The organism is Castellaniella sp. FW104-7C03, from assembly GCF_040276085.1.
In the GTDB taxonomy this organism is placed as follows: Bacteria; Pseudomonadota; Gammaproteobacteria; order Burkholderiales; family Burkholderiaceae_B; genus Castellaniella.
In genome coordinates this window covers 98,483-122,324 of the sequence record NZ_JBELOK010000004.1, presented here as the reverse complement: position 1 = coordinate 122,324, position 23,842 = coordinate 98,483, and the positions used below count along the sequence as shown (strand labels likewise).

At 59.8% G+C, this 23,842-nt stretch carries 23 protein-coding genes; 11 read left to right on the top strand and 12 right to left on the bottom strand.

Translation table 11 applies throughout. The features are described 5' to 3' along the window. Nucleotide 1: 1 nt before the first annotated feature. From ABS758_RS06080 to fdxA, 9 genes are all read right to left on the bottom strand, one after another. Nucleotides 2-985, bottom strand: coding sequence for a branched-chain amino acid ABC transporter permease (locus tag ABS758_RS06080; protein ID WP_350381936.1), 984 nt, complete (start codon nucleotides 983-985; stop codon nucleotides 2-4). Further along, nucleotides 982-1,869: a branched-chain amino acid ABC transporter permease gene (locus tag ABS758_RS06075; RefSeq protein WP_350381937.1), complete on the bottom strand. Its 888-nt coding sequence runs from the start codon at nucleotides 1,867-1,869 to the stop codon at nucleotides 982-984. Before ABS758_RS06075 ends, ABS758_RS06080 begins: the two co-directional genes overlap by 4 nt. Before the next feature lie 101 nt (nucleotides 1,870-1,970). Next, nucleotides 1,971-3,182, bottom strand: coding sequence for an ABC transporter substrate-binding protein (locus tag ABS758_RS06070; protein WP_350381938.1), 1,212 nt, complete (start codon nucleotides 3,180-3,182; stop codon nucleotides 1,971-1,973). A 58-nt stretch (nucleotides 3,183-3,240) separates the two neighbouring features. Then, a complete protein-coding gene (locus ABS758_RS06065) occupies nucleotides 3,241-3,957 on the bottom strand; it encodes an ABC transporter ATP-binding protein (RefSeq protein ID WP_350381939.1) in 717 nt (238 codons plus the stop codon). Beyond that, entirely contained in the window at nucleotides 3,954-4,736 is a 783-nt protein-coding gene (locus ABS758_RS06060; protein ID WP_350381941.1) for an ABC transporter ATP-binding protein, read from the bottom strand. Before ABS758_RS06060 ends, ABS758_RS06065 begins: the two co-directional genes overlap by 4 nt. 137 nt (nucleotides 4,737-4,873) lie before the next feature. Continuing rightward, nucleotides 4,874-5,512 carry an endonuclease III gene (gene nth / locus ABS758_RS06055; protein ID WP_350381943.1) on the bottom strand — a complete coding sequence of 213 codons (639 nt, stop codon included), beginning with the start codon at nucleotides 5,510-5,512 and terminating at the stop codon, nucleotides 4,874-4,876. Then, on the bottom strand, nucleotides 5,509-6,120 hold the full coding sequence (locus tag ABS758_RS06050; RefSeq protein WP_350381945.1) for an RnfABCDGE type electron transport complex subunit B: 612 nt from the start codon (nucleotides 6,118-6,120) through the stop codon (nucleotides 5,509-5,511). The genes nth and ABS758_RS06050 overlap by 4 nt, the downstream gene beginning before the upstream one ends. Nucleotides 6,121-6,146: 26 nt before the next feature. Then, entirely contained in the window at nucleotides 6,147-7,364 is a 1,218-nt protein-coding gene (locus tag ABS758_RS06045; protein WP_350381947.1) for a polyhydroxyalkanoate depolymerase, read from the bottom strand. A gap of 257 nt (nucleotides 7,365-7,621) precedes the next feature. Then, nucleotides 7,622-7,948 carry a ferredoxin FdxA gene (gene fdxA, locus ABS758_RS06040; RefSeq protein WP_350381948.1) on the bottom strand — a complete coding sequence of 109 codons (327 nt, stop codon included), beginning with the start codon at nucleotides 7,946-7,948 and terminating at the stop codon, nucleotides 7,622-7,624. 197 nt (nucleotides 7,949-8,145) lie between these two features. Here fdxA and ABS758_RS06035 point away from each other — a divergent pair, with 197 nt between their 5' ends. From ABS758_RS06035 to accD, 4 genes are all read left to right on the top strand, one after another. Beyond that, nucleotides 8,146-10,344: a RelA/SpoT family protein gene (locus tag ABS758_RS06035; protein WP_350381950.1), complete on the top strand. Its 2,199-nt coding sequence runs from the start codon at nucleotides 8,146-8,148 to the stop codon at nucleotides 10,342-10,344. 177 nt (nucleotides 10,345-10,521) lie between these two features. Further along, nucleotides 10,522-11,721 carry a tryptophan synthase subunit beta gene (gene trpB / locus ABS758_RS06030; protein ID WP_350381951.1) on the top strand — a complete coding sequence of 400 codons (1,200 nt, stop codon included), beginning with the start codon at nucleotides 10,522-10,524 and terminating at the stop codon, nucleotides 11,719-11,721. A 9-nt stretch (nucleotides 11,722-11,730) separates the two neighbouring features. Next, nucleotides 11,731-12,558, top strand: a complete 828-nt coding sequence (trpA, locus tag ABS758_RS06025; protein WP_350381953.1) for a tryptophan synthase subunit alpha — start codon at nucleotides 11,731-11,733, stop codon at nucleotides 12,556-12,558. 2 nt (nucleotides 12,559-12,560) lie between these two features. Beyond that, the gene (gene accD, locus ABS758_RS06020) at nucleotides 12,561-13,445 is read left to right on the top strand and encodes an acetyl-CoA carboxylase, carboxyltransferase subunit beta (protein ID WP_350381954.1); all 885 of its coding nucleotides are present in this window, start codon (nucleotides 12,561-12,563) and stop codon (nucleotides 13,443-13,445) included. A 102-nt stretch (nucleotides 13,446-13,547) separates the two neighbouring features. On the opposite strand, the gene ABS758_RS06015 is transcribed toward accD, so the two are convergent. Then, nucleotides 13,548-16,532, bottom strand: a complete 2,985-nt coding sequence (locus tag ABS758_RS06015; RefSeq protein WP_350381956.1) for an Rne/Rng family ribonuclease — start codon at nucleotides 16,530-16,532, stop codon at nucleotides 13,548-13,550. 473 nt (nucleotides 16,533-17,005) lie between these two features. On the opposite strand from ABS758_RS06015, the gene ABS758_RS06010 reads away from it, so the two are divergent. Both ABS758_RS06010 and ABS758_RS06005 read left to right on the top strand, forming a co-directional pair. Next, a complete protein-coding gene (locus ABS758_RS06010) occupies nucleotides 17,006-17,965 on the top strand; it encodes an RluA family pseudouridine synthase (protein WP_350389059.1) in 960 nt (319 codons plus the stop codon). Then, complete coding sequence (locus ABS758_RS06005; RefSeq protein WP_350381960.1) at nucleotides 17,962-18,633, top strand: HAD family hydrolase; 672 nt, start codon at nucleotides 17,962-17,964, stop codon at nucleotides 18,631-18,633. Before ABS758_RS06010 ends, ABS758_RS06005 begins: the two co-directional genes overlap by 4 nt. Here the strand turns inward: ABS758_RS06005 and ABS758_RS06000 are convergent. Then, nucleotides 18,630-19,337, bottom strand: a complete 708-nt coding sequence (locus ABS758_RS06000) for an SAM-dependent methyltransferase (protein ID WP_350381961.1) — start codon at nucleotides 19,335-19,337, stop codon at nucleotides 18,630-18,632. The two genes, ABS758_RS06005 and ABS758_RS06000, sit on opposite strands and share 4 nt — an antisense overlap. 9 nt (nucleotides 19,338-19,346) lie before the next feature. Further along, nucleotides 19,347-19,925: a Maf family nucleotide pyrophosphatase gene (locus tag ABS758_RS05995; protein ID WP_350381963.1), complete on the bottom strand. Its 579-nt coding sequence runs from the start codon at nucleotides 19,923-19,925 to the stop codon at nucleotides 19,347-19,349. Between the two features lie 151 nt (nucleotides 19,926-20,076). Here ABS758_RS05995 and ABS758_RS05990 point away from each other — a divergent pair, with 151 nt between their 5' ends. From ABS758_RS05990 to fabD, 5 genes are all read left to right on the top strand, one after another. Beyond that, entirely contained in the window at nucleotides 20,077-20,568 is a 492-nt protein-coding gene (locus ABS758_RS05990; RefSeq protein ID WP_350381964.1) for a YceD family protein, read from the top strand. 65 nt (nucleotides 20,569-20,633) lie between these two features. Then, nucleotides 20,634-20,816: a 50S ribosomal protein L32 gene (rpmF, locus tag ABS758_RS05985; protein WP_350381965.1), complete on the top strand. Its 183-nt coding sequence runs from the start codon at nucleotides 20,634-20,636 to the stop codon at nucleotides 20,814-20,816. Between the two features lie 27 nt (nucleotides 20,817-20,843). Beyond that, on the top strand, nucleotides 20,844-21,902 hold the full coding sequence (gene plsX, locus ABS758_RS05980) for a phosphate acyltransferase PlsX (RefSeq protein WP_350381967.1): 1,059 nt from the start codon (nucleotides 20,844-20,846) through the stop codon (nucleotides 21,900-21,902). Nucleotides 21,903-21,921: 19 nt separating this feature from the next. Next, nucleotides 21,922-22,896, top strand: a complete 975-nt coding sequence (locus tag ABS758_RS05975; RefSeq protein WP_350381969.1) for a beta-ketoacyl-ACP synthase III — start codon at nucleotides 21,922-21,924, stop codon at nucleotides 22,894-22,896. Between the two features lie 12 nt (nucleotides 22,897-22,908). Further along, nucleotides 22,909-23,841, top strand: a complete 933-nt coding sequence (gene fabD, locus ABS758_RS05970) for an ACP S-malonyltransferase (protein WP_350381970.1) — start codon at nucleotides 22,909-22,911, stop codon at nucleotides 23,839-23,841. Nucleotide 23,842: the final 1 nt, after the last annotated feature.

The following is a 23,842-nucleotide window of genomic DNA, read 5'->3' as shown; positions in this document are numbered from 1 at the left end:
GCTAGCTTGCTTTGGCGGCCCGCTTGACTTGCTGGTGGTGCAGCCATTCGCCGATGATGCCCCGGCGGAATGTCAGTACGCACACCACAAAGATCAGGCCAATCACGATTGTGACGGACTCGCCCAATACACGGAACCACACGATGCCGGTTTCGTTCATCAAGAAACGGCCGATGTCACCGACCTTGTTTTCGAGTGCCACGACGATGATGGCGCCCAGCACGGGGCCGGTGAGGGTGCCCATCCCGCCAATCAGTGTCATGAGAATCACCATCCCTGACATCTGCCAGGTGGCATCGGACAGCGTGGCTGATACAAACACAACCGATTTGGTGGCGCCAGCCAGGCCGGACAAGGCTGCGGACAGCACAAAGGCCAGCAGTTTGAAGCGGTCGACGTGATAGCCCAGGGAGATCATCCGTGGCTCGTTTTCGCGGATGGCCTCAAGCGCGTGGCCAAACGGAGAGTTGACCGTACGCCAGATGAGCGCATAGCCCAGCACAAAGATGGCCATCACCACGTAATACAGGTTGATATCCTGGCCGAGGTCGAGGCCAAACAGTGTGCCGCGTGGAATACCCTGGAGACCGTCTTCGCCGCCGGTAAAGGGCGCTTGCAGGAAATAGAAGAACAGCATCTGCGCCAGTGCGAGGGTGATCATGGCAAAGTAGATGCCACTGCGGCGGATGGACAGCAGTCCAAAGCCCAGGCCCAGCACGGCGGCGCTGAGCGTGCCAAACAGCAGCCCGCTAAGCGTTGACCAGCCCCAGACCGACAGGGCTTGACCGCAGGCATAGCCCGCCAGTCCCAGGAACGCGGCATGGCCAAACGAAAGCAGCCCGGTGTAACCCAGCAGCAGGTTGAAGGCGCAGGCAAACAGGGCGTAGCACATGACCTTCATAATGAAGATCGGGTATGCGCCCAGTGTGGGAAGGGCTGCAATCAGGATGATTGCAGCCAGATAGCCAATCAGTTGTCGATTCATGATTCTTTCCCGAACAGCCCTGCGGGACGCAGCAGCAACACAATCACCATGATGATGAACACCACTGTGCTGGAGGCCTCGGGCCAGAACACTTTGGTGAAGCCTTCGATGATGCCCAGGCCCAGACCAGTGACGATGGATCCCAGGATGGAACCCATGCCGCCAATAACCACCACCGCAAACACCACAATGATGAGGTTGGAGCCCATCAGTGGTGACACTTGAAGAATGGGGGCGGCCAGCACGCCGGCAAAGGCGGCCAGACCCACGCCCAGGCCGAAGGTGAGCGAGATCATGAGTGGCACGTTGACGCCGAATGCCTCGACCAGTTTGGCGTTTTCAGTGCCGGCGCGCAGCAGTGCTCCCAGGTGGGTTTTTTCGATGAGCCCCCAGGTAAGCAGGCAGGCCAGGATGGAGGCCACCACAACCCAGGCACGGTAAATGGGCAGGTACATAAAGCCCAGATTGACACCGCCTTTCAGGAGTTCTGGCGTGGAATAGGGTTGCCCGGAGACCCCGTAGATGCTGCGGAACATCCCTTCGATGACCAGTGCGAGGCCAAATGTGAGCAGCAAACCGTAGAGTGGATCGAGCTTGTAGAGACGCCTGAGCAGCAGGCGTTCGAGGATGATGCCAAACGCTCCCACCAATATGGGCGCGACAAAGAGCATGACCCAGTAGTTCAGGCCAAGGTATTCGAGGCCCAGCCAGGCGACGAATGCACCCAGCATGTAGAGCGCACCATGGGTGAAATTGATGATGTTGAGCAGGCCAAAGATAATGGCCAGCCCAAGCGATAGCACGGCATAAAAAGAGCCGTTAACCAGACCGAGCAATAGTTGCCCAAGCAAGGCCTGGATAGGGACACCGAAGAGTTCTGTCATAACGCTGCGTCAAAGGCTGTGGCGGGGGATAAAACAACCGGAGCAGGTTGCACCAGGGCCCCGCGATGGATGGATACGGGGCCCTGGTGCTGCAACCTGAATCAGCCCTTGATCAGGGGGCAGGTGGAAGCGGACTCGGGGCCGTAGACGGACTCGGCCGGGAGTTCACGGACGATGTTGTAGTAATCCCAGGGCGCCTTGGATTGGTCGGGGCGCTTGACCTGTGCCAGGTACATGCTGTGCATCATCAGGCCATCTTTGCGAATGTAGCCATTTTTGGTGAACATGTCGTTGATTTTATGCGACTTCAGGTACTCCATGATTTTGTCGCCGTCGTCGGTGCCAGTGGCCTTGACCGCCTTGAGGTAATTGAGGGCGGCAGAGTAATCACCTGCTTGCAGAAAGGACGGTGCCCGATTGTGCTGGTCAAAGAACTTCTTGGCCCAGGCACGGGAGTCGTCGGATTGGTTCCAGTACCAGGGGGTGGTGAGGTACAACCCGGCTGTGTTGTCCAGGCCCAGTGAGTTGATGTCGTTGATGAACACCAGCAGGCCGGCAAGTTTCATGGTTTCGGTGATGCCGAATTCTTTGGCAGCCTTCACCGAGTTGATGAAGTCGCCTCCCGCGTTGGCCAGGCCCAGCACTTGTGCGCCGGATGATTGGGCTTGCAGAAGGAAGGAGGAGAAGTCTGTGGTGGACAGTGGTGCGCGGACTTCGCCAACCACCGTGCCGCCATTGGCTTTGACCACCTTGGCCGTATCTTGCTCGAGGGAGTGCCCAAAGGCGTAGTCGGCCGTCAGGAAGAACCAGGATTTTCCGCCTTCGCGGATCACGGCAGACCCCGTGCCGTTGGCCAGGGCGGTGGTGTTATACGCATAGTGCACCGTGTAGGGCGTGCATTTGTCGTTGGTCAGGAGAGATGAGCCCGGGCCAATGGCAATGAAGGGCTTTTTCTTTTCGGCAGCAACACCGGCCATGGCCAAGGCCGTGGCGGAGTTGGTACCGCCGACCAGCATGTCGAGGTTTTGAGTGTCGAACCAGTCGCGGGCGCGGGCAGAGGCGATGTCCGCCTTGTTCTGGTGATCTGCCGCGAGGAGCTCGATTTTTTTGCCGTTGATTTCGCCACCCATGTCGGCAATGGCCATGCGGATGGCGTCAGCGCCCCCATTGCCGTCGACGTCGCCGTAAACTCCGGACATATCAGTGATAAAGCCAATACGAATGACGTCGTCAGAAATCCCTGCAGCGTGTGCGGACAGACCGAACCCCAGACCGGCAACGGCCAGTGCAGCAGATAGGGTGCGTAGTTTCATGAGGTGTCTCCTGATAGAGAGCCGGGCCAGCCGGCAAGTGGGTTTTGATCGGATGGGGTTAAACGCCGAGCAGGCTGTCGAGGGTTTCTTGCTTTTCTTGCAACTGGCTGGCAGGAAAGGACTCGACAATCTGGCCGTGTTCCATGATGTAGAAGTGATCGGCCAGGGGGGCGGCAAAGCGGAAGTTTTGCTCGACCATGACAATGGTGTATCCCTTGGATTTAAGTGTGATGATCATCCGGGATAATGCCTGGACAATGACGGGTGCCAGGCCTTCGGAGATCTCGTCGAGCAGCAGCAGGTTGGCACCGGTACGCAGGATGCGGGCCACGGCCAGCATTTGCTGCTCGCCGCCGGATAGCCGCGTGCCGGGTGAGTTTCGGCGTTCGAGCAGGTTGGGAAACATGTCGTAGATTTCGGCCAGCGACATGCCCCCGCCCAGCGTGTCGCCCACTGTGGGCGGCAAAAGCAGGTTCTCTTCGCAGGAAAGTGACGCGAAGATGCCGCGTTCTTCGGGGCAGTAGCCGATACCCAGGTGCGCCACCCGATAGGTGGGCATCTGGATGGATTCGGTGCCCTGGATGCGAATGGAGCCCGTGCGCTTGCTGGTAAGCCCCAGCATGGCGCGCAGCGTGGTGGTGCGGCCGGCGCCGTTGCGGCCCAGCAAGGTAACCACCTGGCCGGGTTCGACGCGCATATTGACCCCATGCAGGACGTGGGACTCTCCGTACCAGGCGTGCAGATCGGAGATTTCGAGGGCAGGCGCGCTGTTCATGCTTGGGCTCCTTCGAGTTCGCCCTGGGAAGTGCCCATATAGGCCTCCATGACGGCGGGATTGTTTGATACGGCGGCATAATCGCCTTCGGCCAGCACGGCGCCGCGCGCCAGCACGGTGATGCGGTCGGCAATGGACGAGACGACTTTCATGTTGTGTTCGACCATCAGGATGGTGCGACCGGCGCTGACCTGTTTGATGAGCTGCGTGACGCGATTGACGTCTTCGTGGCCCATCCCTTGGGTGGGCTCGTCGAGCAACATGAGGCTGGGCTCCATGGCCAGCGTGGTGGCGATCTCGAGGGCGCGTTTGCGGCCATAAGGCAGGTTGACGGTAAGTTCTTGTGCGAAATCGGCCAGATCGACTTCTGCGAGGAGTTCCAGGGCGCGGTTGTCTAGTGGTTTCAGGCTGGATCCGCTGCGCCAGAAATGAAAGGACAGACCGGTGTTGCGTTGCAGCGCGATGCGTACGTTTTCGAGCACCGACAATTGCGGAAACACTGCGGAGATCTGGAATGAACGGATGATCCCCTTGCGGGCGATGTCGGCCGGCTGGTCTCCGGTGATTTCTTTGCCTTCGAAGAAGATCTTGCCCTGAGAGGGCTTCAGGAACTTGGTGAGCAGATTGAAACAGGTGGTTTTGCCTGCACCATTGGGGCCAATAAGTGCATGAATGTGGCCACGTTGTACCTGTAGGTTGACGTCATCGACCGCCGTGAACCCCAAAAAGGTTTTGGTGAGGTTGCGGGTTTCCAGAATGATGGATTGATCTGTGCCCATAGTGCCGAAAGTATCCTGTCGCAGTGCAGCGCCAATGAGCGCAATGGCGTAAGTATGAAACGGATCTGACGGCCCCTCCATAGGGGTTTGTCACAGTTTATTAATGGTAAATACTAATGATGCGATGCAGCAAAAAATCAGGAAGAGCGGGTTTTGTCGGGGTATTCGCACAGATCAGCCAGCGGGCACTGGGGGCACTTGGGCTTGCGGGCCACGCATACGTATCGTCCATGCAAAATCAACCAGTGGTGGGCATCCAGCAGATACGCTTTGGGTACTCGTCGCAGCAAGGCCTGTTCGACAGCCAGTACGGTTTTCCCGGGGGCGATGCCGGTACGGTTGGAGACCCTGAAAATATGGGTATCCACCGCCATGGCGATCTGCCCGAACGCCGTATTCAGCACCACATTGGCCGTTTTGCGGCCCACGCCTGGCAAGGCTTCCAGGGCTTCGCGCTGGTCGGGCACCTGGCCCTCGTGTCGCTCCAGCAGCAGCTCGCAAGTACGGATTACGTTGCGGGCCTTGGTTTTGTACAGGCCAATGGTGCAAATCGCCTCGGTAAGGCCGGCTTCGCCCAGTGCCAGGATGCCCTCCGGCGTGCCGTGCGTCGGAAAAAACTGGCGGGTAGCAAGATTCACCGACTTGTCTGTGGCTTGCGCTGAAAGCATCACGGCAATCAGCAACTGAAAGGGTGTGGCGTATTCGAGTTCGGTCTTGGGATGGGGGTTGGCCTCCCGCAAGCGCCGAAAGCATTCTTCGATGGCCGCGCGTTTCATGAGCGGCGAGCCCGTGCGCGCGCCAGTGCCTGGGCGATGCGGTCTTGTTTGTCGTGTTCGGTGGCGTCTGGCACCAGAGCCGGCTTGTTCGCCAGGGTGCGGGCAGCCAGCCCCCGGGTTTCTGCGTGTCGTGCCTGTAGCCGGGTGTTGCGTGCCTGATAGTGCTGGCGGGCGGCCTGGGCGTCTGCGGGGGTCCAGCTGCGTTCGGCGGGCATCATGGTGATGCAATCAACCGGGCAGGGGGCTACGCACAGCTCGCACCCTGTACAGTCAGTTTCGATGATGGTGTGCATGCACTGGTTGGCACCCAGGATGGCATCAACCGGGCACGCCTGGATACACAGAGTGCAGCCAATGCAGTGTTCTTCGTCAATCAGAGCGACCCGAAATGGCTGGTGTGTGCCGCACGCGGGATCCAGTGGCTGGGCAGGTTTGCCCAACAGGTTTGCCAGGGCCTGGATGGTATCGGGCCCGCCGGGTGGGCAGCGGTTGAGATTGGCGCGGCCTTCGGCCATTGCCTGTGCGTAGGGCCGGCAGCCGTCAAAGCCGCACTGGCCGCACTGCGTTTGTGGCAGTACGGCATCCAGTGCATCAGTGAGTGAAGACATGAAAAAAGCGGAACCCCTGCGGGGGATCAGGCGTGTGTGCGGATGAATGCCGAGATTTTAGGACAGATCTGGTTGCGCCAGCGGCGTCCGGCGAAAATCCCGTAATGACCGCAACCCTGGGCAGTGTGAATCTCGCGCTTGGAGGGAGCCAGGTTGGCGCACAATTGATGGGCAGCATGGGTTTGACCAGACCCCGAAATATCGTCGAGCTCGCCTTCGATGGTGAGCAGGGCGGTTTTCCGGATGGCACCGGGATCGACTGTGGTGCCGTCGATTTCCCAGGTGCCCTGTGGCAGGCGAAACTCCTGGAACACCACGCGGATGGTATCCAGGTAAAAGCGTGCGGGCATGTCCAGCACCGCGTTGTATTCGTCGTAGAAGCGGCGATGCGCCTCGGCGTCGCTGTCATCGCCGCGCAGCAGATGCAGGTAAAACTCGTAGTGGGATTTCAGGTGGCGATCGGGATTCATGGCCACAAAGCCGGCATGCTGCAAGAAGCCGGGATACACCAGACGGCCCGCACCTACGTAGCGGGCAGGCACGCGATGGATCAGGTTGTCTTCGAACCAGGCGTATGGTTTGGTGGTGGCCAGGCGATTAACCTGAGTAGGCGATTTGCGGGTATCGATGGGGCCGCCCATCATGACCATGCTGCGTGGTTGACAGGACTCGTCGGCCTGCGCCAGCAAAGAGACGGCCGCCAGTACCGGGACGGTGGGCTGGCAGACAGAGATGACGTGTGTGTCAGGGCCCAGGTGGCGTAAAAAGGACTGGATGTAGTGAACGTAGTCGTCCAGGCCAAATGTGCCTTTTTCCGACGGCACCATGCGGGCATCCACCCAGTCGGTGACATAGACGTCGTGTTCGGGCAACAGGGCGCGCACGGTGTCGCGCAGCAAAGTGGCGTGGTGCCCGGACAACGGCGCCACCAACAGCACACAGGGATCCTGGCGTTGCGTGTCTCGCCGAAAGTGAATCAGGCGGCAAAAGGGCTGTGCCAGGGCAACGTCCTCGTGGACGGCGACGGTTTGCTCGCCAATGACGGTAGTGTCCAGTTGCCATTGGGGCTTTTCGTACTCTTTGCCCATTCGGTGGGCCAGCTCGTAGGTGGCCGCAAACTGCCGGGAGAGCGGCGTGTAGGCCAGCGGACTGTAAGGGTTGGAAAACAGCTGGGAGCCGGTTTCGGTAAAAGCAGTGAAAGGCGCGAGGAATGAGCGCTGGAGTTCGTGGAGGTCGTACAGCATAGATGGGTGCGTTCCGGAGGTCAGGGCCGGCGCAGTTCGTGCGTCGTCGTATCGGTAGTCCAGATCCAAGGTACCGGTAAACGTTACGGTGCGCTACCGGATTTACCCGATATTGGTCGTACGGAAGCGATATTGTGGGATTTTGCAGACAACCGCCGCGCCTGGCGGTGGGGCGGCCATGGGGTGGCCGAATAGCTGGAAGTGTTTATTTAAGGTTTTAAAGGCTTTTGCAGAGGTGTGAGGGATGGTTGAAGCGGCTACGGGCGTTCGAGGTACTTGAGCTTGTCGGCGATGCCGTTCCAGTCGTCCGCACCATCCAGTGCCGGAATCGAACGGTTGATGGGGCCAAAAGTGGGGGCGAGCTCGGCGTTGAGCGGGATGTAGTCGACCTGGTCCTGAGGAACGTCTTCTTCGGCAAAAATGGCATTGGCCGGGCACTCGGGCACGCAAACAGCGCAGTCGATGCACTCTTCGGGATCGATCACCAGGAAATTGGGCCCCTCGCGAAAACAGTCGACTGGACAGACATCGACGCAGTCGGTGTATTTACATTTGATACAGTTTTCGGTGACAACGTGGGTCATGTGGGTACTCCGTCAGGCAAACAAGGCCACTAAAGGCCAAACAGGATTTTACCGAATTTATCCGGGAGAACCCCAAGAGCCTGATATGAGGGTAGGGATGGCGGGTGCCAGGGTGGATTCTTATGCAAAATCCGGCTGCCACGGCACCGGCGAGTCAAGTAGTATAGAGGACTGCTATAGCCTGCTGTCGTTTGTCCATGAGTACTCCGTCTGATGTTTTCCCGGTAGATCCCTTTGATGCCAGCTGGCTGAGCCAGGCGGCAGAGGGGCTGGATGCCGGCGGCCGGCAAGTGCTGCAAGACGCCGTCGACTGGGTGCGTGAACCTTTGCACAACGCCGTGGCCAGCACTGGCGAGCCCCTGTCTGCGCATTGTGCCGCGGTGGTCTTGGTTCTTCGAGACTTGGGCTCGGATGCTCCTACGCGGGCAGCCGCACTGCTGGCGGTCCAGCCGGTGCCCGCGAGCGATCTCTCCCGCTCGGATCCCCTGCGCAAGGCGTTTGGGCCAGAAATCGCCACGCTGGTGCAGGGTGCGCGTGCGCTGCTGCACCTGGGCGAGATTACCGGCAAGGTGGGATCAGAATCCGGGGCCGAACAAAAAGAGATGCAGCGCAAGATGTTGCTGGCCATGGCCGCCGATCTTCGCATTGTGTTGATGCGTCTGGCGTCGCGCCTGCAATCCTTGCGCTGGTATGCCGCCACGCACACGCCCTGTCCGGTGCAGTTTGCCCACGAAACCATGTCTTTGTATACGCCGCTGGCCAACCGGTTGGGTATTTGGCAGCTTAAATGGGAGATGGAAGATCTCGCGTTTCGTTTCTTGCAGCCCGATACCTACAAGGCAATTGCCCGGCAGCTTGAAGAAAAACGCACCGAGCGTAAGCAGTTCATCGACGAGGTGGTTCAGCGGCTGCAGGCGGCACTGGAGGATGCACATATTCAGGCCGACATCAGCGGACGCCCCAAGCATATTTACAGCATCTGGAACAAAATGCGCAACAAGCATCTGGAGTTTCACCAGCTGTTTGATTTGCGGGCTCTGCGCGTGATTGTGTCTGACGAACGCACCTGCTATGCAGTGCTGGCACTGGTGCACGCGCTCTGGACGCCAGTACCCGAAGAATTTGACGATTACATCTCCCGGCCCAAGCCCAATGGCTATCGCTCCTTGCACACCGTGGTGGCCGATCAGCAGGGGCGCGTCTTCGAGATTCAGATCCGCACCCAAGAGATGCACCAGTTTGCTGAGTTTGGGATGGCCGCCCACTGGCGCTACAAAGAAGCCGGTGCGCGTGGTGGGCAGGTGGCCGCTGCGGGCGATTATGATCAAAAAATTGCCTGGATGCGTCAACTGCTGGCCTGGCAGGAAGAAGGTGGGTCAGCACCTGCTCCGCAGGCACCCCAGGCCGAGCGCCGTCTTTATGTCATGACGCCCCAGGCGCGCGTACTCGAGCTTCCCGAGGGCGCCACACCGGTAGACTTCGCTTATCTGCTGCACACCGATCTGGGACATCGATGCCGGGGCGCGCGCGTGGATGGCCAGATGGTGCCCTTGTCCACACCGCTCAAAACCGGGCAAACCGTCGAGATTCTGGCGGCCAAGTCGGGCGGCCCTTCACGCGACTGGCTCAATCCGCAACTGGGCTTTTTGGCCAGCCCCAGGGCACGCGCGAAAGTGCGGGCCTGGTTCAATGCCGTCGAGCTCCAGCAGCGCATTGCACAAGGGCAGGTACTGGTCGAAAAAGAACTCCAGCGCCTGGGTAAAACTGCCGTCAATCAAGAGCAGCTGGCCCAGCAACTGGGCTTTGCCCGGGCGGATGATCTCTATGTCGCTGCCGCCAAAGAAGAATTCAGCCTGCGTCAGATTGATTACGTGTTTCGTGACCCTGATGCTGTGCCGGTGGCCACTGATGAAGCGCGCGTCTATGCCAGTGATGCGGGCAGCGTGTCGCGCACCGGTAAAAGCGGGGTGCTGGTGGTGGGGGTGGATTCTCTGCTGACGCAGCTGGCGCGCTGCTGTCGTCCGGCACCGCCTGATGCCATCGAAGGATTTGTCACGCGTGGCCGGGGTGTGTCCATTCATCGCCGCGACTGTGCCTCCTGGGCGGCCTTGGCCCGCAAGTCACCCGAGCGCTGCATCGATGTCGCATGGGGTGATACCGGCCAGGCGCTGTATCCGGTAGACCTCAGCATCCATGCTCAGGATCGGCCCAACCTCTTGCGCGATCTTTCCGAGGTGTTTGCGCGGTTGCGCCTGCGTGTCGTGCGCGTTACCACGCACAGCCGCCGGTCATTGGCCCATATGGTCTTTACCATCGAGGTGCGTGATGGCCAGCAAATCCGTCAGGCCCTGGACGCTGTCAACGAGCTCTCGGGCGTACAGGCCAGTCGCCAGTAGCCTTTACCACACGGCAAAGGTAGTTGCCCGCCTGACAGACGCCACTGCTGGTCTGCGCTGTTAAAATGCCTGTTTGGCCATCAGTCCTACCCATCCGGGCATTGCCCAGCGCAGTTGTTTTGGGTGCTTTGATGGCATGGCAGCCCGCAATCGGGCACCTTTGAAGCGAGTCTGGATTTGAAACCCTATCATTTTCCGGATGCCCAAGGGCATTTCGGCCAGTTTGGCGGTTCTTTCGTGTCCGAAACCCTGGTGCATGCCCTCGACGCATTGCGCGAGGCGTATTTCCATTACCGCGAAGACCCAGAGTTCCTGCACGAGTTCGCCGACGAGCTCGAACACTTTGTCGGGCGCCCCAGTCCCGTGTATCACGCTCGCCGGTGGTCCAAGCAGTTGGGTGGGGCCCAGATCTGGTTCAAACGCGAAGACCTCAATCACACGGGTGCGCACAAGATTAACAACTGCATTGGGCAAGCCCTGCTGGCGCGCCGTATGGGCAAGCCGCGTGTCATCGCCGAAACCGGGGCCGGCCAGCATGGTGTGGCTACCGCTACGGTAGCCGCCCGCTATGGGCTTGAGTGCGTGGTGTACATGGGCAGCGAAGACGTCCGCCGCCAGGCCTCCAATGTCTATCGCATGAAACTGCTGGGTGCCCAGGTGGTGCCGGTAGAGTCAGGCTCGCGCACGCTCAAGGATGCGCTCAATGAAGCCATGCGCGACTGGGTCACCAATGTCGAAAACACCTTCTACATTATCGGTACCGTGGCCGGGCCGCATCCTTATCCGCAGATGGTACGGGATTTTCAAACCATTATCGGGCGCGAATGTCTCGAGCAAATGCCCCGCGATGCCGGGCGTCAGCCCGATTACATTGTTGCCGCCGTGGGCGGTGGCTCCAATGCCATTGGCATTTTTCACCCTTACATCGACCACGATGCAGTAAAGCTGGTGGGGGTCGAAGCAGCCGGTGAAGGCCTGGATAGCGGCCATCATGCTGCATCGCTAAGTCGTGGGGTGGTGGGCGTGCTGCATGGCAATCGCACGTATCTGCTCCAAGATGCCAACGGCCAGATCACCGAAACGCATTCCATCTCGGCCGGCCTCGATTACCCCGGTGTCGGGCCCGAGCATGCCTGGCTTAAAGAATCCGGTCGCGCCCAGTATGTGGGGATCACCGACCAAGAAGCACTGGCGGCCTTCCACGATTGCTGTCGCACCGAAGGCATCATGCCTGCGCTCGAGTCTGCCCACGCCATTGCCTACGCAGTCAAGCTGGCCCCCCAGCTGCCCAAAGATCAGATCATTCTGGTCAATTTGTCAGGGCGCGGAGACAAAGACATGCACACTGTGGCCGAAACCAGCGGCATTACGCTTTAGGAGCCTCTGTTGACTGCATCCAATTCCCGTTTGGCCGATACTTTTGCCGGGCTGTCCGGACGTACCGCCCTGATTCCCTACATTACGGCGGGCGATCCGCTTGCCGGCTCTACGCGCGATCTTATGCATGCCCTCGTGGCAGCAGGGGCCAGCGTCATAGAACTTGGTGTTCCGTTCTCCGATCCCATGGCGGATGGCCCCGTCATCCAGAAGGCCGGTGATCGCGCCATTGCCGCAGGCGTCAGTCTGGCGGTTGTGCTCGATCTTGTCTCCCAGTTTCGGCAACAAGACGCCCGCACACCCGTGGTGCTGATGGGCTATGGCAATCCCATCGAGTCCATGGGCCAGGACGTTTTTGTTCAGGCTGCCCAGGCCGCCGGGGTGGATGGTGTGCTGGTAGTCGATTACACCCCCGAAGAATCCGCCGGGTTTGCCGCCCGGCTGGCTGCAGCGTCCATCGATCCCATCTATCTGCTGGCGCCCACCTCCACTCAAGCGCGCATGAAACAGCTGGCACAACTTGCACGTGGCTATGTGTACTATGTGTCCTTAAAGGGGGTTACAGGTGCGGGCAATCTCGATACCGATGATGTTGCCCGGCATCTGGCCTTGATCCGTCAACATATCCAGATCCCGGTTGGGGTGGGATTTGGCATCCGGGATGCCGCCAGCGCTGCGCGTTTGGCAGAGCATGCTGATGCGGTGGTGATCGGCAGCAAGCTGATCCAGGTTCTCGAAGAAGCCTCCCATCAGGCGGGCCCTCAGGCCGCCGTTCAGGCTGCAGCCCAGTGGCTGGCGAGTGTTCGCCAAGCCCTTGATACTGTTAAAAAAGGTTAACCATGAGCTGGTTCGAAAAAATTCTGCCCCCGCGTATCAACCGTAACAGCGACGCAGCGGCCAACAAGCGGGTTCCTGAGGGCCTGTGGGTCAAGTGTCCGTCGTGCGAGTCAGTCCTCTACAAAGAAGACCTCCTCGCCACGCTTAATGTTTGCCCCAAATGCAGCCATCACATGCGTATTGGTGCCCGTGCCCGTATCGACGCGCTGCTTGATGCCGACGGCCGGGTTGAGATCGGTTCACAGACGCGTCCGATGGATCCCCTCAAATTCAAGGATTCGCGCAAGTATCCCGAGCGTGTCTCCGAAGCCATCAAGCAAACGGGCGAGTCCGAAGCGCTGGTGGTAATGAGCGGTACCATTCTGTCGGTGCCCGCCGTGCTGGCCAGCTTCGAATTCTCCTTTATGGGGGGGTCGATGGGGTCTGTGGTAGGCGAGCGTTTCGCTCGTGGCGTACAAGAAGCCATCGACCGCCATATGCCGTTTGTCTGCGTGGCCGCATCGGGTGGCGCGCGCATGCAAGAGTCTCTGTTTTCCTTGATGCAGATGGCCAAAACCACTGCGATGTTGCATCAGCTTGCCGAGGCCGGGTTGCCGTTTATCAGCATTCTCACCGATCCCACCATGGGTGGCGTTTCGGCATCCTTCGCCTTTATGGGTGATGTCGTGATTGCCGAGCCCAATGCCCTGATCGGCTTTGCGGGGCCGCGCGTCATCGAGCAGACCGTTCGCGAAAAGCTCCCCGAGGGGTTCCAGCGTGCCGAGTTCCTGCTGTCCAAGGGTGCTATCGATCAAGTCATCGACCGCCGCGAAATGCAGGCAGAGCTTGCGCATCTGCTGGCCCTGTTTACGCGTCAGCCCATCGAGGTGGTCTCCAAAGCAGCCTGAGCCGTCCAGCGCCGCAGGGGCTCCGTGCCCCCTTCGGCTGATTTGCCCATAAAAAATCCCCGGGATCCTTTTAACAGGATCCCGGGGATTTTTATCCAAGGTTTAGTGCGAGGTTTCTACCTGCTGCAGGGGTTCATCCTGCACCTTGTGTACCGATTTGCGAGGACGGCCGACCGGTTTCGAGGCTGCCGCGGGTGCCGAAGAGACTGCTTCTGCACGGGTCTCGATGAGCTGCATGCCGGCAGCCTCGAGAGATGCGCTGATGGTGGTAGGCAGCACAATCGCTTGCGAAGCTGTGGCGGCCGCAGTTTGAGGAGGCGATACCTCGTTGCCGGATGACTGCGTTGTGGCCACGGGTGTAACTTCGGTAGCTGCCTCGGTTTCAGTGCTTGCCTCGGCAACTGTTTCGACGACTTCGGCCACCAAGGGCGTGGTCTCGACAGGTGCCTCGACGGCAGTAGCACTTACCGCAGGGGTACTGGCTGGCGTGACATCCTCGGGCTGACCCTCGGATACCGGCGCTTGCGCCTGTTGTGCATCAGACTCGAAAGAGGTGCTTGCCGGTGTCGCTGTGTCAAGCGGCTGGCTGCTGGCCTGGGCTGACGCGTCGACGGTCGCTACCTGGAACTCGGAAGCTTGCTCGTTTTCCTGCGCTTGAGACTCGGCATCCAGTGCCTCGGGATCAAAGCGCGGGGTTTCGTGTGTCTGCAACGATACTGCATCAGAGGCCTCGATGGCTTCGGTGGTTGCAGCGATTTCAGTGCTGTCACCGGCGGTGCGGCGACCCCGACGTCCACGACGGCGGCGGCGTTTACGCTCTGGATCTGACGTTTCGATCTCGGTGTCACCCTCGATGTCCACAGCGGGGCCGGCAACCGGAGAAGCGGCCTCGGCGAGCAGGGATTCGGTTTCTGTAACCGGAGCGAAGGTTTCAGAAGCTGCCTCAGGCATCGGTGTATCGACGACTGCTTGCTCTGCCACCACAGCGCTTGTTGTTGTCACGGTTTCGGCCATACTGGCTTCTGCAGCGGTTTCGGTACGGCTGCGTCCGCGACCCCGACGGTTGCGGCTGCGACGAGGTTCGGTGGTGTCCTGGCTGGCTTCCGGTGTATCGGACGCAACCTTGGCGATGCGCTCTTCCTGGGTGCGTTCGCGGCGCTGGGGAGATCGCCCTTCGGCAATGGTGCGCTCTTTGCGCTCGGTGTCAGGTTTATCGCTGCGGTGCTGGCGCTCGCCGCGGTGATTGCTGCGGCTGTCGGTGCGGCCTTCGCCGCGTCGACCATGACGTCCGCCATTGCTGCGGCGGGGCTTGTCGTCCTCTTGTGGCGCGGCAAGCGGAGCAGCGGTTTCTGCTGCTGAGGTGCTGCCTGTAAACCAGGACACGATACGCTTGAGCAGGCCGCCCCCTGAGACTGCAGTGTTGACCGCAGCGGCAGTGGGTGCCTGTACCTTGGCAGGCTTTTCGATGTGAAGCGGTGCGGGTTCTGCCGGCTGGATGCCTTTGACCAGGGCTTCCGGGCGGGATTTGGCCTCTTGTGCCTTGTTGGCCTGCCACACCAGCTGTTCTTCAGGCTCTTGGACGAGCTGGAAGCTGGTTTTGGTTTCGTCCAGACGCGGGTCGTCGTGGCGCAGACGCTCGATGTGGTGGTGCGGTGTTTCGAGCGACTTGTTTGGAATCAGCACCAGGTTGACCTTAAGCCGGGATTCGATCTGGCTGATGTCGTGACGCTTCTCGTTGAGCAGGAAGGTGGCCACATCAACAGGCACCTGCGCGTGCAGCGCTGCGGTGCCTTCTTTCATGGCTTCTTCTTGCAATAGTCGCAGTACGTGCAGTGCGCTGGATTCGGCATCCCGAATGACGCCGGTACCGGTACACCGCGGGCAGGTGACGTGCGAACCCTCGTTGAGGGCAGGGCGCAGGCGCTGGCGGGAAAGCTCCATCAGGCCAAAGCGCGAGATCTTGCCCATCTGAACCCGTGCCCGATCGAAATGCAGGGCATCGCGCAGTCGTTGCTCGACGGCGCGTTGGTTCTTGTTTTCTTCCATGTCGATGAAATCGATCACGATGAGTCCGCCGAGGTCGCGCAGGCGCAATTGGCGGGCTACTTCGTCAGCGGCTTCAACGTTGGTGCGCAGCGCAGTTTCTTCGATGTCTGAGCCGCGTGTCGAGCGTGCGGAGTTGACATCGACAGCCACCAGCGCTTCGGTGTGATCGATCACGATAGCGCCACCCGAGGGCAGTGTCACCGTGCGGGAGTAGGCGGTTTCGATCTGGTGTTCGATCTGGAAGCGGGAGAACAATGGGACATCGTCGTGGTAGCGTTTGACGCGATTGACGTTGTCGGGCATGACCACGCTCATGAATGCCGTGGCCTGATCGTGGATATCGTCCGTATCGATCAGGATTTCGCCGATTTCGGGCGAAAAATAATCGCGGATGGCCCGGATGACCAGGCTGGATTCAAGATAGATGAGGATAGGCGCCTTGTTTTCGCGCGCGGCACCGTCGATGGCTGTCCAGAGTTGCAGGAGGTAATTGAGGTCCCATTGCAGCTCTTCGACGCTGCGGCCGATGCCGGCCGTGCGGGCAATCATGCTCATGCCCGAGGGGATCTCGAGCTGGTCCATGGTGTCACGGAGCTCTTGGCGATCTTCGCCCTCGACGCGTCGGGACACGCCACCCCCACGGGGATTGTTGGGCATCAATACCAGATAGCGGCCGGCCAGAGAAATGAATGTGGTGAGCGCGGCACCCTTGTTGCCGCGTTCTTCTTTCTCGACCTGAATGATGAGTTCCTGGCCTTCGGTGAGGGCATCCTGGATGCGCGCATTGCGTACATCGGTGCCTTCCTTGAAATAGGCGCGAGCGACTTCCTTGAACGGCAGAAAGCCGTGGCGCTCTTCGCCGTAGTTTACGAAGCAGGCTTCGAGGCCGGGTTCGATGCGGGTAATGACCCCTTTGTAAATATTGCCTTTGCGCTGTTCGCGGCCGGCAGTTTCAATGTCTAGATCGATTAGTTTCTGACCATCGACAATGGCGACGCGTAGTTCTTCTTGGTGCGTCGCATTGAACAACATGCGTTTCATGAGTGGGTTTCTCCGTTGTCAGGGCGCGCCAAATTTGGCGCACGACCACGGGTACTCGGTATGCAACGCGGCAGTCTGCGGTGGAGGTGGCTGCGGGCGAATTCAGGCCGCGCCAGTCTCCGGATCGGGGGGCACGGCGCACCGATAGGTGCAAAGTTCTTTCAGCAGGGAGGTCAGGGGCACAGTCGTGGTTGACAAAAAGTTGCTGGGAACGGCGGATGCCAGAAATAGGGCATCCGGTGCGGAAGAGCGAGCAGAAATCTACAGCGTCGCACGCGGTTGTTGATCGGCTTTGGGGCTTGCACATGCAGCGAGCCAAAAGCCAGGACGGAACCGGCGACCAAGCACCCGGAGACCGAAATCAAGGCAGTACAATAAAATCCCTGCTGCCAGGCGGAGCGCATCCATTGCGTCTCTACGTCGGGCGGTTTTCGGCCTCTTTAGGCTGTCGTGATTATATGCTGCTTTTCCCTATGCGCAAAATAGATATGTCGTCCAGCCGCTTGCCAGCCGTACGCCAGGTAGTGGTTGACGAGCAATCTGCAGGGCAGCGTCTCGATAATTTTTTGCTGCGGCTTAACAAGGGTGTTCCTAAAAGCCATCTGTATAAAGCCATTCGCGATGGTCAGGTACGCGTCAACAAGGGCCGATGCCGCGCAGACACGCGTCTGGAACTCGGCGATCTGGTGCGTATCCCGCCTATCCGGCGCCCTGATCCCCTGGCTCGGCCTGCGGCCCCTCCGGCCGTGTTTCCCGTGCTCTACGAGGACGAACATCTGCTGGTGATCGACAAACCGGCCGGAGTAGCCGTTCATGGCGGCAGCGGAATATCGTTTGGCATAATCGAGCAGCTGCGCGCCGGTCGCCCCGAAGATCGCATGCTCGAGCTTGCACACCGGCTGGATCGTGAGACCTCCGGCGTGTTGATGGTGGCGCGCTCACGCAAAGCTTTGGTGGCGTTGCACGAGATGATGCGCCAAAGCGAGGGCCGCAAGCATTACCTGGCTCTGGTGGTGGGCGACTGGGTCAACGACCGCCAGCATATCCGTCTGCCCTTGCTCAAGTACCTCACGCCCGGCGGTGAGCGTCGGGTGAGGGTGGATGCCCTGGGCAAGCCGTCGCACACAATCATTACCCTCAAGCGCCGATATGGCGGGGCATGGTCTTTGCTGGGTGCCGAGCTCCGTACCGGACGCACCCATCAGATCCGGGTGCATCTGGCTTCGCAAGGCCATCCGATCGCGGGCGACGAGAAATACGGGCCGGATGCCGTGCGGGCGGCTTTGGCCGCACAGGGGTTTCGCCGCATGTTTTTGCATGCCCATCGCCTCGAGATCCCGCATCCTGTGACCGGTGTACCTCTGGTTATCGAATCACCCCTTCCACCTGCCTGTCAGGCGGTGCTGGATTCTCTCGACAAAAATTACTCATGAACGCTTCCAGAGCGCCTTACCAGGCGGTTATTTTCGATTGGGATGGCACTTTGCTGGATTCCACTCACCATATTGTGGGTGCCCTGATCGGCGCATGTCAGGATCTTGGTCTCAAGGTTCCCAGCCCTGAAGAGGCCGGTTGGGTGATTGGCTTGTCGTTGCAGGCGGCCTTGTACCAACTGGCACCCGAACTTCCCGCCAGTGAGGCAGATACATTTGCCGAGCACTATAAAACGCACTATCGGCGGTTGATGCACGAGTTGCACCTTTTTCAGGGCCAGGCACAGTTGCTGCAAGAGCTTCATGGCCATGGCGTGGTACTGGGGGTGGCCACCGGCAAAAGTCGCCGCGGGCTGGATACGTCGATCCAGTCGCTTGGTCTGCAAGGGGTGTTTCAGGCTACGCGCACTGTGGATGAGGCGCGCGGCAAACCAGATCCCGATATGCTCGAGCAGTTGCTGGCAGAGCTGGATCTGGCCCAGGATGCCGTGCTGATGGTGGGCGATACCACGCATGATGTCCTGATGGCCAAAGCCGCCGGTATCGACAGCCTGGCGGTGTCATATGGCGCGCACCGGGCCTCTTTGCTGCAAACCTCCCAGCCCACCGCATTGGTGCATTCGGTGGCCGAGATGCAGGCCTGGGTCAGGTCCTGCGTGCGGATTTAACTGGCCAGAAACAGAAACAGCGTGGGTTTTTTGTCGAAATCCGGGATGGGCTGCTTGCGCCATTGCGCCACGCTGTGTGTCTGGATGGACTCGTCCGGGCACGTGAGGGCGCTGGCCACGCATACCTGGGTAGAGTCGCGCAGGATGTTTAGCAAAGCTTGAAACATCACTTCGTTGCGGTACGGTGTTTCGATCAGGATTTGAGTCTGCTGCTGCTTGTGTGAGGCCGACTCCCAGGCCTTGAGCTGTGCGTCGCGTTCGGGTGCTTTTACGGGGGCATAGCCATGAAACGCAAATCGCTGGCCCTCCAGGCCACTGGCCATCAGTCCTAGCATGATTGACGAAGGCCCCGTCCAGGGCACTACCCGTATATTGTGCTGGTGAGCCTGCTTGACCACCCGTGCGCCAGGGTCCGCCACAGCGGGGCAGCCTGCCTCGGATACCAGGCCGATATCCTGGCCGGCCGGTACCTGCTTTAGCCAGGCGCGGATCTCGGCCTCGGTGGTGCCGGCGCGGAGGGTTTCAATCTGGATGTCCTGTATTGCCAGGGGGGTGTCGATCAGCTTCAGAAAGGCGCGTGCCGTCTTGGCGTTTTCTGCGATGAAATACCGTAGCTGGCGGGTGATTTCCTGTGCTGCCCGGGGCAGCCAGGTATCGGGTGCGGTATGGCCCAGGCCAACCGGGATCAGGTGCAATGTTGTCATGGTTGATATTCAGCCGTTGCCAAGAGGGTCGAGTCCAAACTCACGCAGCATGCGGCACACCGCGATCAGGGGCAAGCCGATCAGTGCGGAAGGGTCGTCGCTGCGCATGTAGGCCATCAATGCAATGCCCAGTGCTTCCGCCTTTGCGCTGCCGGCAGTATCGTAGGGCTGCTCTGCCAGCAGATAGTGTTCGATCTGCTGGTCAGTGAGCGGCAAAAACCCGCATTGGGTCGTGACGAAATCCTGTTGCATGCGTCGGGCGTCCATGACGCACACAGCGGTGTGAAACAGTACTTCACGGTTGCTGAACCAGCGCAGCTGGGCCTGTGCGGCCTGATGGGTACCGGGTTTGCCAACTGCCTGGCCGTCGCAGTAGGCAACCTGGTCTGATCCAATCACCAGTGCGTCGGGCCAGCTTTGCAATACCCGGGCTGCCTTCTCTTTGGCCAGGCGCTGCGCCAGTGCCAGCGGTGATTCACCTGCACGCACTTGCTCGTCAACGTCGGGTGAGACGCACTGGAAGGGCAGTTTCAGTCTTTGCAGCAACTCGCGCCGGTAAGGTGAGCTGGAAGCTAGAATCAGGGTCATGGTGGGTGTGTGTTGAGCAGGCCCGGGCAGTGTACCGCTAAACAAAGGGCTGGTCGGCGGGGTAACTGTAGTGTCCAAATTGACTTGCCGGGTAAATGCCAAGTAGAATCTAGAGTTTTCCTGGAAGTCAGAATTCGTGGTTATTGATGCCTTGGATTTCGCTTTTGCCAGCCGGGTGCTTCAAGGCACTTTGCAGGCATCCAAACTGACACGTCTTTGCCAGGATTTGCCCGTGCCGCAGGATACCGAGATTCGCTGGCGTTTGGCGGGTCGCCGCGATCAGGTAACTGGTCAGCTGTGGCTTGATATCCAGGCAGAAGGGCAGGTCAGGGTGATGTGTCAGCGATGCCTGTCGCCGTTTTTGCTTGCCTTGCAAGTGGATAATACGGTGGGTCTGGTGCGTAATCAGGCACAGCTTGATGCCATGGATGAGCTCGAAGCCAGTGGCGAAGGCACCGACACCGAATACGTGGTGGCCGATCAGCATCTGGATGTATTGGGTCTCCTCGAGGACGAACTGATCCTGGTGCTGCCATATGCGCCACGGCATCAGGATTGCCCTCAAACCGGAGTGCCCGAGACAACACCGGTGCAGGCCAAGCCTTCACCCTTCGCTGTTCTGGAACAGCTCAGGAAACATTAACATCTCGTTCAACTTGCGGGCTCGTGCGTACTTTAAAATGACCGATCCCGAACACAGGAGTCATCATGGCTGTCCAGCAAAACAAAAAGAGTTCGTCCAAGCGCGGTATGCATCGCTCGCACGATTTCCTCACCAGCCCCACAACGGCCATCGAGCCCACCACTGGTGAAACCCATTTGCGTCACCACATCAGCCCCAATGGTGTGTATCGTGGCCGCAAGGTTCTGAAAACCAAGAACGACGAGTAATCCCGGCGCCCAAGATCTATCGCGCTGATGCCTGATTATTCACTTACCGTCGCCATCGATTGCATGGGCGGCGATCACGGCTTGCCCGTTACCGTACCGGCCGTCTTGGCTTTTGCCAAGAGGTTTCCCGATACCCGCTGCCTGCTTGTAGGAGACGAAGCTCGTATTCGCCCCCTGCTGGGCGAGGGCGTCGGGCGCGAGGGCCAAATCGAAATCCTGCATGCCTCCGAAGTCGTCACCATGGACGACTCCGTCGAGGTGGCTTTGCGCCGCAAAAAAGATTCCTCCATGCGGCTGGCTGCACAGGCAGTCAAGGATGGTCGTGCAGATGCTGCGGTGTCCGCGGGCAACACGGGTGCCTGGATGGCGATTTCCCGTTATGTCCTCAAAACGCTGGATGGCATTGATCGTCCGGCCATTGCCACAGCGCTGCCCAATCAAAAGGGCGGAGCAACCACCGTGCTGGATCTCGGTGCCAACGTGGATTGCTCGGCAGAGCACCTGCTGCAGTTTGGCCTGATGGGGTCTGCCCTGGTGTCCGCCGTCGATCATCAGGCACAGCCCTCGGTTGGCCTGCTGAACATCGGCGAAGAACTCATCAAGGGCAACGAAGTTGTCAAACAGGCAGCCGATCTTCTGCGCGGCAGTGGCCTTAATTTTTATGGCAACGTCGAGGGCGATGATATCTTCAAGGGTACCGTCGATGTCGTGGTCTGTGATGGTTTTGTCGGTAATGTCGTGCTCAAGTCCGCCGAAGGTCTGGCCAGGATGATCAGCACCATGATGCGTGAAGAGTTTCGTCGTACGCCATTAACCATGCTGGCAGGCGGGATCGCGATGCCGGTTCTGCGGCGTTTCCGTGCCCGGGTCGACAATCGTCGTTACAATGGCGCAGCGTTGCTGGGCCTGCGCGGTATTGTGATTAAAAGCCACGGATCAGCCGATGTGTATGCTTATGGTCAAGCCTTGCAAAGGGCCCGTGATGCGGTTCTTAATGGTCTGCTTCAGGGCACCATTCAGCGGCTTGATGCCTTGCGCAGCAGAATGCCTTCGCCTTCGGTAGGCGATACGCCTGCAGCAGTCTAGTCTCTTTTTCGGGATCAATATGCCTTACGCCAGGATTACCGGAACGGGCGGCTATTTGCCCCCTCGTGTCGTCACCAATGACGATTTGGCGGCCGATTTGGCCACTCGTGGTGTCGAAACCTCCAACGACTGGATTGTCGAACGCACGGGCATCCGTCAGCGTCATATCGCAGCGCCCGGCACCAAAACCAGCGAGCTCGCCACACATGCGGCACGTGCAGCCCTCGAAAACGCGGGTTTGCAAGCAGACGATATCGATCTGATCATCGTTGCCACGTCTACTCCCGATTTTATTTTTCCCAGTACCGCCTGCCTGGTGCAGGCCAATTTGGGCGTGGGTGGTGCGGCTGCCTTCGACGTGCAAGCTGTCTGTAGCGGATTTGTTTATGCAATGGCCACGGCTGATGCAATGGTGCGTGCCGGTCGTGCGCGCCATGCGCTGATCATTGGTGCCGAAGTCTTTTCCAGCATCCTCGATTGGTCTGATCGCCGCACCTGCGTGCTGTTTGGGGATGGCGCGGGCGCCATGGTGCTAAGCGCCGCCGATGAGCCAGGTATCTTGGCGGCGCGGCTGAACGCTGATGGCCGTCAGCAGCATATTCTGTGCGCCGCCGGCAATGTCTCTGATGGTAAAGTTACCGGAGATCCCTTCCTGCGCATGGATGGTCAGGCGGTGTTCAAACTGGCGGTCAACTCGCTGGTTCGGTCGGCCCACGAAGTCTGTGATGAAGCCGGTATCAATCTCTCCGAGATCGACTGGATGGTGCCGCACCAGGCCAATATCCGGATTCTCAACTTCATCAGTCGCAAGCTTGGGCTGCCCGAAGAAAAACTCATTGTCACGCTGGATCTCCATGCCAATACCTCGGCAGCCAGTGTGCCGCTGGCCTTCGATGTGGCCTGGCGTGATGGCCGGATGAAGCCCGGTCAGCTGGTACTGTTGCAGGGGGTTGGTGGTGGCTTTACCTGGGGCTCTGTCCTCGTTCGTCTGTAAGGCATCAGTCACATGAAAATCGCATTTGTATTTCCGGGGCAGGGCTCCCAAACGGTAGGCATGATGGATGCCTGGTCAGAGGATGCGGGTGTTCAGGAAACCCTGCAGCAAGGCAATCAGGCCCTGGATGAGAACCTCACCGCCCTGATTGCACAGGGCCCGGCCGACGCGCTCAATCTCACCACCAACACGCAGCCGGCCATGTTGCTGTGCTCCGTGGCCATGTACCGTGCCTGGCAGCAGGCGGGTGGCATCGTGCCGGCCGTCGTGGCTGGCCACAGCCTTGGCGAATACTCCGCCCTGGTGGCTGCCGGAGCCCTGTCGCTGGCGGATGCCGTGCGTACCGTACGTGTGCGGGCCCAGGCCATGCAGTCTGCGGTGCCAGTGGGCCAGGGTGGCATGGCCGCCATTTTGGGCCTGGATGACGAGGCCGTGCGCAAGGCTTGCGAACAGGCTTCCGGAGACGAAATCGTCGAGGCCGTCAATTACAATGCGCCTGCTCAAGTGGTCATTGCCGGCCATACCGCAGCAGTCGAGCGCGCCTGCGAGCTTGCCCGTGCGGCAGGTGCCAAGCGTGCGGTCACGCTGGCTGTGTCTGCGCCGTTTCATTCCCGCTTGCTCAAGCCCGCTGCGGCCGTGCTGGCCGATACACTGGCCGGGGTGGCGGTGCAGTCGCCCTCTATTCCTGTCATCAATAATGTCGATGTGGCTCAGGCCACCACGCCCGAGGCCATTCGCGACGCCCTGGTGCGTCAGGCATGGCATCCGGTGCGCTGGGTTGAAACCATCCAGGCCATGAAACACGCTGGTGTTACGCATATCGTAGAATGCGGCCCCGGCAAGGTGCTTGCGGGCCTGGTCAAACGCATCGACCGCGATCTCACCACCTTCAACATCACCGATCCTGCGTCGCTTAAACAGACGCTTGGGTCTCTGGGAGGCTGAT